The sequence below is a fragment of the Aurantimicrobium minutum genome, assembly GCF_002355535.1.
Classification (GTDB): Bacteria; Actinomycetota; Actinomycetes; order Actinomycetales; family Microbacteriaceae; genus Aurantimicrobium; species Aurantimicrobium minutum.
In genome coordinates this window covers 1,494,833-1,507,467 of record NZ_AP017457.1, presented here as the reverse complement: position 1 = coordinate 1,507,467, position 12,635 = coordinate 1,494,833, and the positions used below count along the sequence as shown (strand labels likewise).

The following is a 12,635-nucleotide window of genomic DNA, read 5'->3' as shown; positions in this document are numbered from 1 at the left end:
CATACGGAGCTCACACCACCTGTGGTGACCGCGGCATGATGCCCGCGATGAGCTGTGCCTGCCGTCGAATGTGTTGCAGCAACTAACCTTCCTCGCTCCACTTCTCGACTTCCAACACATCGCCCGTGTTTAGCTGGCTCGATGTTTTACGGCACTACAAAGGATTCCCCAGATGTCTACTCCCCACGAACGCCCCCAACCTAAAGGCTTTGCCTTGTATGTTGGGCTCGATGAAGCCAGCGCCGCTGAGCGCGGTCTCGATCTCGGCAAGGTTGTCGAAGCACTCAAGAAGCTCACCAACGAACTCGTCCCCGGTACTGAGACCTACGCAGCTGTTGCGTTAGCACCAGCGAATTCCAAGGGACGCCAAGTCGATTTGGTCCGTTTGGCACTGCAGGAGCCTTCTGCGGTGGCGAAATACAAACCCGAAGATGATTTTGAGCCTTCTGACGGTGACGGTGGTGTTGTTGTGGACATCTCGCGCAAGCGTGTCCTCATCGACTACCAAGCAGCACCGCTAACTTTCAAGGAATTTGAACTGCTGCAGTTCCTTGTCGTTCACAAAGGCGAGACCATCAGCCGCGAAGAGATCATCAAAGCCTTGTGGCGAGAAGATGATCTCGATATTCCTAACGAGCGCACCATTGACGTTCACGTGCGACGCCTGCGCTCCAAACTGGGCCGCTTCGAGGACATCGTCCGCACTGTTCGTGGTGTGGGCTACCGCTATGACCAGCACGCTGATGTCACGGTCATGCACGCAGGAACCCCCAGTCCTGATCTGTTCTAAATCATTCACAGGTAACACAAAGAAAAAGTTCTTCCCTACCGTTACCTTTTCGTTATAAAGTGACAGTACGAGCCTTACTTGCTGTGGTGGCCTCGTGAATGTGATTGCAAAACTCTTGGTGTAAAACAAGGGCCGATCGGATGCCTCTTCCGATCGGCCCTTTCCCATTGCCTAGGCTGTACCTATGACCTGCACAATCGTTTGGCTTCGAGATGACCTCCGTGTTGCAGATAACCCTGCCCTAGCTGCTGCCATCGAACACGGTGAACCTGTGGTTGTGGTCTACATCCTCGACGAGGTCAGCCCCGGTATTCGGCCACTGGGTGGGGCAACCAAATGGTGGTTACACCACAGCCTGGTTGCACTCTCGGACAAAGTGCGCCGCCTAGGGGGCGAGCTGATTCTCAAGCAAGGCGCCTCAGCAGACATTATTCGAGGACTCATCCGTGAGACCAATGCCAGTGCGTTGTACTGGAACCGTCGCTACGGCAAACCAGAGCGTGACTTAGATGCCAGCATCAAGGAATATGCCAAGGCTTCAGGTGTTGATGCCCACTCGTTCCAAGCGAATGTTTTGTTTGAGCCGTGGACAGTCCGAACTGGAAATGACACCCCGTACACCGTGTTTACTCCGTTCTGGAAGTCGTGTGTCAACCGTCCTACCCCACCACGCTTACCTATCCCTGCGCCCACCGAACTCATTCCTCCGGCAACCCAACCTGCCAGTGATGAATTGGATTCCTGGAATCTGCTGCCGACTTCCCCGAACTGGGCTCTTGCTTTTGACCATCGCTGGAACGTCGGTGAAAACGGAGCACATCAGGCACTCGAGCGCTTCTTTGATTCGCGCATCACCAGATATGCAAAGGGTCGTGACTTCCCTTCGGAGTACTCCACGAGTGAGCTCTCCCCACATCTGCGGTGGGGTGAAATAAGCCCGTTCCAGATTTGGCATGCCACAGATGAATTCCGTCGCAAGATGGGCAATACTCCCGAGATCACAACCAATGCCACCAAATTCCTCTCCGAGCTTGGCTGGCGCGAATTCAGTTACCACCTGCTCTATCACTGGCCAGAGCTAGCCACCGTAAACTTTGATGCCCGGTTTGATCACTTCCCCTGGGGTCCAGCAGATCCAGACATTCTTGATGCTTGGCAGCAAGGAAGAACCGGAATCCCACTCGTCGATGCGGGTATGCGCGAACTGTGGCAGACCGGCTACATGCACAACCGTGTGCGGATGGTGGCCGCTTCTTTCCTAATCAAGAACCTACTCATTGATTGGCGTATCGGTGAAGCCTGGTTCTGGGACACCCTGGTTGATGCTGACCCTGCCAGCAACGCTGCCTCCTGGCAGTGGGTTGCGGGCAGTGGTGCTGATGCAGCACCGTACTTCCGAGTGTTCAACCCCAAACTTCAAGCCGAGAAGTTCGACCCTAAAGGTGAATATCTTCACCGCTACCTAGGTGACTATGAGCACCCCATGCTCAGCGGATACCCCGAACCGATTATTGATCTGCTTGAAACTCGAAATCGTGCCCTTGAAGCTTTTAAGACTTTGGGAGATATCCCTCGCCAGATTCGTCCACCTGTCGTGGATCTCTGAGCACCAGCTATTGAACTATGGCAATACCGGTAGCTTTCGAGGCGGCCTCCATGCTTCCGGCGTCAATAACGTTTGTGAAACCAGCTGCTTTCATCTGCTCTGTTGCCACAGCTGATCTTTTACCTGAACGGCAATAAACCACATACTCACCATCGGTGGGGAGTTGGCTCAGAATGGTGGCGAAGTCCGGCGATTGAACATCGATATTGACCGCACCCTCAAGGTGTCCTTCTGAATATTCAGCCGGAGTGCGCACATCAACAATGATGGTGTCCTGGCTCACGGTGATGGGCCCAGAATCCTGTGCGCATGCGGACAGCGCAAACACTGCAACAAACATCAGAGCAAGGAGGGCAAAGAACTTCTTCATGAGACCATCTTAGCAGATACCCCTGGGGGTATACGTTTTGGCTGGGGAATGTGGCTAAAACTTGGAATCGAGCCAGGTGCGCGCTTCGTCAATCGATGCCTGAGGCAGCGAGAAGTGATCGTCGTGAGGATAGGTCGAAGACGTGACATCTCCACCCAAGGCCTTGATCGCATCGATGTAGCCGAGCTGCCACGGCAGCGGGCAGGGGCCGTTGGGGTCTTGTCCATCAATCAGGACAAGGACAGGGCACACGGGCTTCTTCTGTGCTGCAGAAACTTCTTCAAAAGCTTGGAACCATGCGGGCATTTTCGCCTTGTTGATCTCAAGTACAGGCCCGTGCAAGTTAAAGTTGCGGGCAAGAATGTCACCAAAGTGATGAACAGGTGCACTGTTCCAGTTCTCGTGGTACAGCTTCTTACCCAGGTCCGTAAACACATCATCCAGCGATAATGTGTCGGGGAAAGCTTCAGTCATGGCACCGAGCATCATAAACAAGTGAGGGTCTGGGGCGGTGGCAGGTTCTCCAGAAGAGAGAGCGGCAGCCATACCCGGAAGTTTCAGGGCAATCGCAGGAACACCTGGTGACATTGCTGCAACACCGACAAGTTCAAGATCTCCGTAGTCTGCTTCATTAAGTTCTGCTGCGGCAGCAGCAGTTCCGCCACCTTGAGACCAACCGATAACACCCACCTTGGTGCCAGCGCCGACATTCATTTCACGCGCTGCGTGCACGATAGCTATCGCATCAATCGCGTTAGTTCTATTGACGGTGTACTGGTGAGCTCCAGCAGTTCCCTGCCCTTGGTAGTCAGTAGCAACAACGACCCAGCCTTCGTCGATGAATTTCTGCACTCCAGGTACACCGTAATCAATTTGTGTGACTGAACCCGAGTCAAAGTACAGAGTTAGTTCGCGCGCTGGGTCTGGCTGTACTGACGGACAAGCAGCATCACCCATTCCCGTAGTCCCGTGCCCCCAGCTCATCACCTTCCGGTTTTCTCCGGGACCTACAGGAGCGATAACAATTCCGGTGGATTCAGTGGGCTTGCCATGAAAATCATGTGACCGGTAGCGAACCTTGAAGGCATCAGCACCTGTAAGGCTGGTGGAGATTTTTTCCTGGCTAATCAGTACATTGCTCATGCTTGGCTCCTTGTTAAACTGCGGGTTCAGTCTATGCGAGCGCTTCAATGAACTGCTGGGAGTTGGATGAAAATCATGGCATAGTTTCCTCATGAGGCAGATGGAGCTCGGCGCAGGACAATGGCTCAACGAACCCGCCTCTACCTCCTTCAGTACTGAAGGATTCGTAGTTGAAGCACGGCCTGCAAGTGACTTTTGGCGCACCACGTCTTACGGGTTTATTCACGACAATGGCCATGCTCTTCTTAATGACTTCCCCCAAGATTCCTCGCTGGAATTGAGTTGGCTGCTCAACTATGACCAGCAGTTCGACCAGGCAGGTCTGTTCGTCTACTCAGATCCCACACACTGGATCAAGGCAGGAGTTGAGTTCGCAGATGGGTTTGCGCAGCTCGGGGCTGTCGTTACCTCAGAGCTCAGTGACTGGTCTGTTGCGCCCGTTCCTCAGTGGCAAGGCAAAGAGGTTCACTTGCGGCTGAGCCGCACTGGTGATGCCCTAACAATTCGGGCAAGGTGTGAGGACGAATGGCAGCTGGTCCGGTTAGTGCCGTTAGATCCCAACAAGCCGTGGCGTGCTGGTTTGTTCCTTGCTAGCCCGAGCCGAGCTGGATTGTCTGTCACTTTCACACGACTGCTCAGTGGTGATGCTGATTCTTCCTTGCACTAAAGCAAGGAAACTTAACCATCTTGGTGTGGACCCTTAGTCCTGCGGCATTTTTCTGAGCAGTACTTCACGTTTTCCCACTCACGCGCCCACTTCTTGCGCCATTCAAAAGGCAAACCACAGCGCTCACACACTTTGGGTGCGAAGCCGTTCTTGGTCTGTGCAGTGCGGGGCATTCCCCCAATGTAGTTGAGTAATTGCTGTGAATTGTTATTCACGGGTTTTATCACCCAACGTGAACGATATATCGTTAAGTGTTCGCAGCAGTGGATAAGGAGAACAACGTGAAAGACACATGGACCAAAAATTCCGGCGCAGACTGGTCTCTTTCTTCAGCGTTGCAAACCCTCGAAGACCTCGGTGGACAGTTCAAGCGCAATGTAGACATGCGCATGCGCCGTGGCGACGTCCGCTCAGCCGTGCTGAGACTGTTGAACGAATCACCGATGCACGGCTACCAAATCATGAATGAGATTGAGACTCGTAGCGGTGGTGCCTGGAAGCCCAGCCCCGGCTCGGTCTACCCCACCCTCCAACTTCTCGTCGACGAAGGGCTGCTCGAGGTTAAAGAAACTAAGGGCCGTCGAACATACTCCCTCACCAAAGAGGGCACAGAAGTAGCCGCCGCCGAGTCCGAATCACCAGCTCCGTGGGAAACCGGATTTGATCGTCCCTCTGGACCACGCGGTGCTCTGGCTCGCTCAGGTGTAAGCGTCGCAAAAGCTGCTGCAGATGTTGCCCGGCTAGGAAATGCTGCCCAGATGGAGGAGGCAACTGCACTCCTCGAGGAAACTGCGAAAAAACTTTCCGCAATTGTGACGCACAATTAAGGGGTGGGTACCCCAAGCACAGGCGTTGCCAGCGAGCAGATGACTGCTCGTCAAGCACGCGCGCGCTATCGCAGAATTCTTCGCTTTGCCGCCAGGCATCTTGCCTCGCTGTGGTGGTATGAACTCGTTTTGCCCCGGATGGGTCTGTCCAGCGTTCCCAATCGCACCCGCACCAAAAGACTAAAAAACATCGCGCGCAGCTTCCAAAAGTTGGCCCTAGACCTCAGCGGCTTGCTGATCAAGCTGGGTCAATTCATGTCTACCCGTCTAGATGTCCTCCCCCCTGTCATCACCAAAGAGCTCGAAGGGCTGCAGGACGAAGTTCCTGCTGTGCCCTTCGACCTCATTCGTGCTCTGGCAGAAAAAGAACTTGGCATGCCCCTAGAGAGCATCTTCAGTCAGGTTGACCCTGAACCGTTGGCTGCAGCATCACTGGGGCAAGTCCACCGCGCAACGCTTTCTGAGCTCGATGCACAAGACACAGGAATACTCAATGTCATTCTAAAAATCCAGCGGCCGGGAATTGATCAAATTGTTGACGTTGACCTCAGTGCCTTGCGACGCGTTGCCGGATGGCTCAGCAGAATTAGTTTGGTCAACAAGCGCGCTGACGCCCCCGCGTTGATGGATGAGTTTGCACAAACCTGCTTGGAAGAAATTGACTACCTCAACGAGGCGGCCAATGCAGAGCGCTTCGCGGAAAACTTTGCCGACAACCCCCGAGTTCGTGTACCTCTGGTGGTGTGGGAACGATCAACGCGTCGGGTGCTCACCCAAGAAGATGTCACCAACATCAAAATCACCGACCTCGATGCACTGATAGCGGCTGGAATTAGCCCGGAGGCTGTTGCCAACGAGTTTGCCGCCGTCATGTTTGACCAGGTTTTCATTCACGGCTTCTTCCACGCCGACCCACACCCTGGCAACATCTTCATTCAGCCACTGGCAGAGCCAGATGAAAACGGTCTGACGTGGAGAATGACCTTTATCGACTTTGGCATGATGGGTGAAGTTCCCAGCAGCCTTGGTCGCGCGCTGCGAACAACCGTGATTGCTGCTGCATCTCGCGACGGCGCAGGCATGGTGGAAGGAATGCGTGAAATTGGTGTTCTCATGCCCACAGCTGACACCGTCGAACTTGAGCGGGCGCTCACCAAAGTCTTTGATCGTTTCGGTGGAGTGAGCTTTGTCGAGCTTCAAACTATTGACCCCCGAGAATTCAAAGCCTTCGTCAATGAGTTCTCTGACATTGTGCGCGCATTACCGTTCCAATTCCCCGAGAACTTCTTGCTTGTAATCCGAGCTATCTCGCTCACCTCTGGGGTGTGTAGCTCAGTGAACCCACAGTTCAACATCTGGAACGCTATCGAGCCCTACTCAGCCAAGCTCATCCGCGCCGAGGGAGGCAATGTTGTGCAGGCATTCCTGCGCGACGGGCTGAGCTCACTTGCCCTGCTAGCTCGATTGCCCAAGCGCATGGATTCGCTCATCACGCGAGCAGAACTTGGGCAGCTCACCCTCAGAAATCCTGATCTGGAAAAGAGAACATCTGCATTGAACCGGGCAGTGCGCAGAGTCGTTTCCGCCGTGCTCTTTGGTGTCTTCTTTATTGGTGGGCTGATGGTGATGGAAAGAGATGAAACTCTTGGCACCATCTTGATGATTACCTCAGCACTTCCACTTTTGCACGCACTCTTCGCGGACGTGATTGCTCGACGAGGACCGCTGCCCTAAACGTTGTCCTCAACCACAGAGGCGAGTGTGTCCTGTGGAAGACAAATCCAGCCTTCAGAGTGCGCGAACTCTCGCTGCTGTAGTGAAGGCGTGAGGTAGCGCCCGGTGGCTACCGCGCGTGTTGCGAGTGCGGCAATCACTGCATCGAAGGCGTCACAGGATTTCACCATCATTGTCCTGTGGTCTCCCAAATCGATCCACGGTGCCTCGTCACAGATGAGCTTCAGAAGCTCTTCGCGTTTGTGCTCAGATACTCGGTAGCCGGTCGTATCGAAACCCCACAACCTCAGCGCCGCTCCGGGATAGACCTCCGCGACTAACCCTGCGCCGGTGCGATCAATCGCGATGCCCGATGCAGACACCTTGGACAGTAGACCCGCACACCTCATTGCTGTGAGACCAAGTCGATCGGTTGCCACACTCAGCGGCCACCGGCCGGTAACGCTACGAACGTGGCGATCGGTCTCCCGGTATGCCAACCGTCTGCGCCAATCCATTCCACCGTCAAAATCTATTTTCTTCGCGTGCAGAGACTGTTGCGCCGTGAGAAATTGGATAAATTCTTTCGGCCAGCCCAGTGCACAATCAATGCCCATTTTGTTCACACGGCCTGCGATATCAACAATGACGTCATCGCTTGCCCCGAGATACAACTCGCGGATGACAGAAGTTCCGGCGGACCATTCGATCACAGCCGCTGCGGTGCCCTTGGGCTCCGCAGCGAGGTCAACTCCGGCAGTGAACATGAAGTAAGCCTATTCATCTTGCGACGAGGAAGTTGATGGAGAGGCCCAGTTGATTCGGTTAGCATGAAGACATCTGCAGCGTTGGAGAGGATCCCCTATGAGCGCACCCACTCAGGCACCTTCGTCGGGCAAGGGACTACAAGCGAATACCCTCGGAGTATTCGGATCTACCGTCATTGGTCTTGCCTCCACTGCTCCGCTGTATTCGTTGGCGGCAACACTGGGTTACGTGGTTCTTGCCGTCGGCGCACAAGCACCTTTGGTGTTCATCATTGCTGCCATCCCCATGATTTTTGCAGCCTTTGCGTACCAAGAACTCAACCGAGAAATGCCTGACTGTGGCACAACATTTGTTTGGGGAGCCAAAGCTTTCGGTCCGGTTACCGGATGGGTTGGCGGCTGGGCTTTAGCTGTTGCCAGCGTGATGGTGTTGGCGAATGTGAGTGAGGTCACCGCGATTTACTTCTGGTACCTCGTGGGTAACCCTGGATTCGCAGAAGATCCCGTCATTGTTGTCTGGACTGCTGTGGCATTCATTGCGCTGATGACTGCGATCAGTGTTCTTGGGCTCCAAGTCGGCGAGCGCATGCAAACCGTTCTCATGGTTTTCCAGATGGGGCTCTTAGTTGCCTTTGGAGTTCTGGCATTTATCAATGCCACCTCCGGCGCTAATGCTGACTCTGTGAACTTTTCCTGGTCGTGGTTTAACCCTGCAGAACTTGGTTCATGGTCTGGGTTTATGCAGGCCGTACTTCTAGCACTCTTTATCTATTGGGGTTGGGATACCTGTCTTGCTCTCAACGAAGAGACACGTAATCCCAAGAAGACTCCTGGTCGTGCTGCTTTGATGACGATTGTCATCCTCATCGTTGTGTATGTCGGTGTCACTGTTGCCGTCATGATGTTTTCTGGTTTTGGAGAAACAGGCTTTGGTTTAGCAAACCCCGACAATCTCGATGATGTCTTTACTGTCCTTCGAGACACCTTCTTTGGTCAGTGGGGTTGGTTGCTCATTCTGGCGGTCATGATCTCTGCCGCCTCCTCGACGCAAACCACTATCTTGCCTACCGCTCGTGGAACACTTTCGATGGCTGTCTATAAAGCTCTGCCTGCAAAGTTTGCTCAGATTCACCCCCGCTTCAAGACTCCATGGTTTTCTACGGTGGTCATGGGTGTGGCAGCAATCGCTTACTACGTTGTGATGTCATTCCTCTCCACCGATATGCTCGCTGACTCGCTGTCTTCTATGGGTCTTGCTATTGCCTTCTACTACGCCATTACGAGCTTCTCTGCGTTCTGGTATTTCCGGAAGACACTGCGCGAGAGTGCACGCAACCTCTGGATGCGTGGGATCTTCCCGCTGCTGGGTGGACTGCTGTTGACTTACGCATTCATTCAGTCAGCGTTTGACATGATCAATGTCGACTATGGCTACACCGTTCTATTGGGTGTTGGTGGCTCCTTCGTCATTGGTGTTGGTGCCATTCTGCTTGGCTTTGTATTGATGGGACTATGGGGGCTTCGTCCTGGATCAAAGCCCTTCTTCCGCCGCGAAAGCCTCAACAGGGAAACCCCTGTGCTTGTTCCTGATGTGTGAGAACTGACATGACTGCTCACGTCAACACTCTCGTTATTGGCGCCGGGGTATCAGGCCTCACGGCAGCCCGCCTGCTGCAACAGCACGGCAACTCGGTGATGGTTCTTGAAGCACGAGATCGTCTCGGTGGCCGGCTTCACTCCGAACATCGCGATGGCTACGTCACCGACTTAGGGGCGTCTTGGATTCATGGCATCGACGACAGTCCTGTTGAGCGGATGTGTGCTGCGCTGGGGATGCCCATGATCGAATTCACGGTAGGTAGCTTCCAGCCCGATGGAAGGCCTATTGTGTACTTCGATCCTGAAGGAAAGCGCCTCAGTGTGGAACAAGCACGTGCTTTCACCGAAGACATTCACTATTTCGACACGGTACTCGCAGAAGTCATCGAGACCATCCCCTCGGGTAGTTCTTATGCCCAGGCAGTCGATCGTGCTCTCGAGACAATCGGGTGGAATAAGGAGCGCTCACAACGTGTGCGCGAATACATGCAGCATAGAACTGAGGAACAAGACGGCGCCCACTTCACTCTTATCGATGCGCATGGTCTTGATAACGAGGAAGTTGACGGCGACGAAGTCGTTTTCCCCAAAGGGTATGACGTCCTCGCTCATGGCTTGGCAGCTGATATCGATGTGCGCCTGAACCACACAGTCACTCGCGTGACATGGAGCGGTGAGGGAGTTACCGTTCACAGCAATCAGGGTGACTTCAGCGCCGATCAGGTCATCATCACAGTTCCCATCGGAGTTTTAAACTCCGATGACTTCCGTATTGAACCACCGCTACCTGCAGAGGTTCACCATGCAGTGAACAGTTTCCGTATGAATGATTTTGAAAAGGTCATCCTTCGCTATGACACCCGGTTCTGGGACGAGGACATTTATGCCTTCCGCCGGCAAGGAGCTGCCGGTGACTGGTGGCACTCCTGGTATGACCTCAGCAGCCTTCATGGCACTCCAGCACTATTGACTTTCGCAGCCGGACCGTGCGCCATTGAAACTCGACACCTCTCAGATACCGAGGTAGCTGGGCTGATTACGAAGTCGCTGCGAGAAATCTACGGCGATGACGTGCCTCTTCCTCACACGATTCACCGCACGGCGTGGAAGGATGATCCGTTTGCTCGAGGGGCCTATTCCTATTTGACCGTGGGTGCTGACACTTCCGAACACGACATCCTTGCAACACCAGTAGGAGGAGTTCTGCACATAGCTGGCGAGGCCACCTGGCGAGAAGACCCAGCAACGGTCACCGCAGCACTGATGTCCGGACACCGTGCAGCACAGAATGTTCTAGGGGAGCAGATCGACATCAGCAATCTGTGGTCTGGTCTTTAGAAGCTGGCCCGCTGTAAGCGATCAACAATAGCTAAAGCGATATCGTCACCTTCTGGCGTGATGGCGACCACTCGTGAAAGGCCCAATTCATCTGCCTTTCTCAATGCCGAGTAAAGCTGCGTGGCATATTCAATGTTGGTCCGAGGTTCTGCAAGGCGCACGACTCCCTCTGGGATTGCCACTGAGCTCAAAGCAATGAACCCGTCTCCAGGTTGAGGTTGTTCATTCAAGACCACCTTGGCCCGAGGGGCATAGTGAGAATCCAATGACCCGCTGACCCGAATGGTTGTGTCAGCGTCCTTGACTCGCAATCCGGTTGAGCGCTCAATCATCTCTTGAGTGATGGCCCCCGGGCGAAGAATGCGTGGAGCTTCTGCGGTGCAGTCAATAATGGTGGATTCAATTCCCACCTCAGACTGCTCACCCTCTAAAACAATGTCTGAAGAGTCGAGATAGTCATTCAACTCTTCTCTCACCGCAGCAGCGGTCGTGGGAGAGACTTTTCCAAACCTGTTTGCGCTCGGTGCGGCAACACCGAAACCACCAAGTCGCACAAACTCTGCCAAAAGCTCACGAGCAATCTCATTATTGGGAATTCTGAGTCCTACGGTGTCTTGACCGCCAGTGACAAAGTCGCCGGCTCGGGTTGACCGGGAGAGGATGAGCGTCATGGGGCCAGGCCAGAAATCGCGCGCGAGGGTGCGGGCATAGTCAGGAACTTCACTAGCCCACTGGTCAACCAACTCTGCTGTGCTGATGTGCACGATCAATGGGTGGTCTGCTGGGCGCCCCTTGGCGCGGTAAATTCTGGCAACCGCTTCAGGATTTTCTGCGTCAGCACCGAGACCGTAGACGGTCTCGGTGGGGAACGCTACGAGCCAGCCCTGCTTCAAAGCATGAGCAGCTCGAGCGATATCAACAGAAGTCACATTCAATCCTGGGTGTAGCTCTAGGGATTACAGAAGTCACAGCGGGCAGGGTCAATGCTGTGTTGTCCAAGTGAGACAACTTCAGAATAGTCACACGCGACACAACCAAACGTCTCTGAATGCGGCACCGAGGTAACCATCTGCCCGCAACCGCTACAGGGGAGCCCGAATTCATAACCGACTTTGCCCCAGCCGATCTCACCACAGCTAGCGCAGTTGGAGGAGATACGAGTGACAAGTCTCTCCGCACACGCCCTGATGTTCTCCTGGCGTGATGGCGAGCTCATCGCCCGGAAATCACTCTCCACGCGCAGGTTTTCAACCGAACTCCCCAGCAGCGTGTTCAGCTCAACAATGAACATCTCTGGGTCCTGAATACCTTTGAGAACGACTAATTCATTGTCCTGATGATAAAGAATGTTTGCTCCGTGTGTGGGCAGATCAAGTCGCGAAACAAGAAGCTCGAGGTCGGTGTGTTCATCCACAGTTTCTTTGTGTGCCCGAATATCTGCAGAGAGATGGCTTTCCACGATGACAAAGTCTTTACTCACACACACCAAAGCCAGAAGTTCATGGTCAGAGGTGACCCAGGGCATGTGCGGGTGAGCGCCGATACTTCCTTCACTGGCAAGCCCGTAGTCAGTGCCCAACAATTCTGCCCCGACGCGTGCTTTGGCAATAGCGGCATCACGAGGGCTCAGCGTGCGAGGAATTTCACCACTGAATGTTCCAAATTCATCGGTGTCAATCTCTGCCAAGGTGAGCTCCCATTCAGGGATGCGTTCAAAAGCAGGGGCAATCTGCGCGAGTTTCCCGTGCTTTGTTGCCAGTGCAATGGTGGGAGCCATAGAAATCAGACTAAAGGCTGAGGGTGAAAGAACTCTGA

General features: G+C 54.1%; 13 protein-coding genes. 7 read left to right on the top strand and 6 right to left on the bottom strand.

Translation table 11 applies throughout. The features are described from left to right. Nucleotides 1–172 precede the first annotated feature (172 nt). Together AUMI_RS07490 and AUMI_RS07485 are read left to right on the top strand one after the other, a co-directional pair. Entirely contained in the window at nucleotides 173–790 is a 618-nt protein-coding gene (locus tag AUMI_RS07490) for a winged helix-turn-helix domain-containing protein (protein ID WP_096383075.1), read from the top strand. Nucleotides 791–974: 184 nt separating this feature from the next. Further along, nucleotides 975–2,396: a cryptochrome/photolyase family protein gene (locus tag AUMI_RS07485; RefSeq protein WP_096383072.1), complete on the top strand. Its 1,422-nt coding sequence runs from the start codon at nucleotides 975–977 to the stop codon at nucleotides 2,394–2,396. A gap of 7 nt (nucleotides 2,397–2,403) precedes the next feature. Here AUMI_RS07485 and AUMI_RS07480 read toward each other — a convergent pair whose 3' ends face one another. Both AUMI_RS07480 and AUMI_RS07475 read right to left on the bottom strand, forming a co-directional pair. After that, nucleotides 2,404–2,766, bottom strand: a complete 363-nt coding sequence (locus AUMI_RS07480; RefSeq protein ID WP_096383070.1) for a rhodanese-like domain-containing protein — start codon at nucleotides 2,764–2,766, stop codon at nucleotides 2,404–2,406. Between the two features lie 54 nt (nucleotides 2,767–2,820). Next, nucleotides 2,821–3,909: an alpha/beta fold hydrolase gene (locus tag AUMI_RS07475; RefSeq protein ID WP_172418290.1), complete on the bottom strand. Its 1,089-nt coding sequence runs from the start codon at nucleotides 3,907–3,909 to the stop codon at nucleotides 2,821–2,823. 91 nt (nucleotides 3,910–4,000) lie between these two features. On the opposite strand from AUMI_RS07475, the gene AUMI_RS07470 reads away from it, so the two are divergent. Then, nucleotides 4,001–4,576, top strand: a complete 576-nt coding sequence (locus AUMI_RS07470; RefSeq protein WP_096383065.1) for a DUF1349 domain-containing protein — start codon at nucleotides 4,001–4,003, stop codon at nucleotides 4,574–4,576. Nucleotides 4,577–4,587: 11 nt separating this feature from the next. On the opposite strand, the gene AUMI_RS07465 is transcribed toward AUMI_RS07470, so the two are convergent. After that, nucleotides 4,588–4,791: a DUF2256 domain-containing protein gene (locus AUMI_RS07465; RefSeq protein ID WP_197702064.1), complete on the bottom strand. Its 204-nt coding sequence runs from the start codon at nucleotides 4,789–4,791 to the stop codon at nucleotides 4,588–4,590. Nucleotides 4,792–4,857: 66 nt separating this feature from the next. Between AUMI_RS07465 and AUMI_RS07460 the strand changes: the two genes are divergently transcribed. Further along, nucleotides 4,858–5,403: a PadR family transcriptional regulator gene (locus tag AUMI_RS07460; RefSeq protein WP_231951743.1), complete on the top strand. Its 546-nt coding sequence runs from the start codon at nucleotides 4,858–4,860 to the stop codon at nucleotides 5,401–5,403. Between the two features lie 39 nt (nucleotides 5,404–5,442). Further along, nucleotides 5,443–7,137, top strand: a complete 1,695-nt coding sequence (locus AUMI_RS07455) for an ABC1 kinase family protein (RefSeq protein WP_096383549.1) — start codon at nucleotides 5,443–5,445, stop codon at nucleotides 7,135–7,137. On the opposite strand, the gene AUMI_RS07450 is transcribed toward AUMI_RS07455, so the two are convergent. Beyond that, a complete protein-coding gene (locus AUMI_RS07450) occupies nucleotides 7,134–7,883 on the bottom strand; it encodes a DUF429 domain-containing protein (protein ID WP_096383063.1) in 750 nt (249 codons plus the stop codon). The two genes, AUMI_RS07455 and AUMI_RS07450, sit on opposite strands and share 4 nt — an antisense overlap. Before the next feature lie 97 nt (nucleotides 7,884–7,980). Here AUMI_RS07450 and AUMI_RS07445 point away from each other — a divergent pair, with 97 nt between their 5' ends. After that, nucleotides 7,981–9,480: an APC family permease gene (locus tag AUMI_RS07445; protein WP_096383059.1), complete on the top strand. Its 1,500-nt coding sequence runs from the start codon at nucleotides 7,981–7,983 to the stop codon at nucleotides 9,478–9,480. A gap of 8 nt (nucleotides 9,481–9,488) precedes the next feature. Further along, nucleotides 9,489–10,820: a flavin monoamine oxidase family protein gene (locus AUMI_RS07440; protein WP_096383056.1), complete on the top strand. Its 1,332-nt coding sequence runs from the start codon at nucleotides 9,489–9,491 to the stop codon at nucleotides 10,818–10,820. Here AUMI_RS07440 and AUMI_RS07435 read toward each other — a convergent pair. Together AUMI_RS07435 and AUMI_RS07430 are read right to left on the bottom strand one after the other, a co-directional pair. Continuing rightward, the gene (locus AUMI_RS07435; RefSeq protein ID WP_197702063.1) at nucleotides 10,817–11,749 is read right to left on the bottom strand and encodes an L-threonylcarbamoyladenylate synthase; all 933 of its coding nucleotides are present in this window, start codon (nucleotides 11,747–11,749) and stop codon (nucleotides 10,817–10,819) included. The two genes, AUMI_RS07440 and AUMI_RS07435, sit on opposite strands and share 4 nt — an antisense overlap. Nucleotides 11,750–11,769: 20 nt before the next feature. Next, the gene (locus AUMI_RS07430) at nucleotides 11,770–12,597 is read right to left on the bottom strand and encodes a DUF6671 family protein (RefSeq protein ID WP_096383053.1); all 828 of its coding nucleotides are present in this window, start codon (nucleotides 12,595–12,597) and stop codon (nucleotides 11,770–11,772) included. Nucleotides 12,598–12,635: the final 38 nt, after the last annotated feature.

Coding starts and splice junctions, on each gene's coding strand:
- AUMI_RS07470 (WP_096383065.1), top strand. CDS start 4,001: ATGAGGCAGATGGAGCTCGGCGCAGGACAATGGCTCAACGAACCCGCC.
- AUMI_RS07430 (WP_096383053.1), bottom strand. CDS start 12,597: ATGGCTCCCACCATTGCACTGGCAACAAAGCACGGGAAACTCGCGCAG.
- AUMI_RS07445 (WP_096383059.1), top strand. CDS start 7,981: ATGAGCGCACCCACTCAGGCACCTTCGTCGGGCAAGGGACTACAAGCG.
- AUMI_RS07490 (WP_096383075.1), top strand. CDS start 173: ATGTCTACTCCCCACGAACGCCCCCAACCTAAAGGCTTTGCCTTGTAT.
- AUMI_RS07440 (WP_096383056.1), top strand. CDS start 9,489: ATGACTGCTCACGTCAACACTCTCGTTATTGGCGCCGGGGTATCAGGC.
- AUMI_RS07455 (WP_096383549.1), top strand. CDS start 5,443: ATGACTGCTCGTCAAGCACGCGCGCGCTATCGCAGAATTCTTCGCTTT.
- AUMI_RS07475 (WP_172418290.1), bottom strand. CDS start 3,909: ATGAGCAATGTACTGATTAGCCAGGAAAAAATCTCCACCAGCCTTACA.
- AUMI_RS07480 (WP_096383070.1), bottom strand. CDS start 2,766: ATGAAGAAGTTCTTTGCCCTCCTTGCTCTGATGTTTGTTGCAGTGTTT.
- AUMI_RS07485 (WP_096383072.1), top strand. CDS start 975: ATGACCTGCACAATCGTTTGGCTTCGAGATGACCTCCGTGTTGCAGAT.
- AUMI_RS07450 (WP_096383063.1), bottom strand. CDS start 7,883: ATGTTCACTGCCGGAGTTGACCTCGCTGCGGAGCCCAAGGGCACCGCA.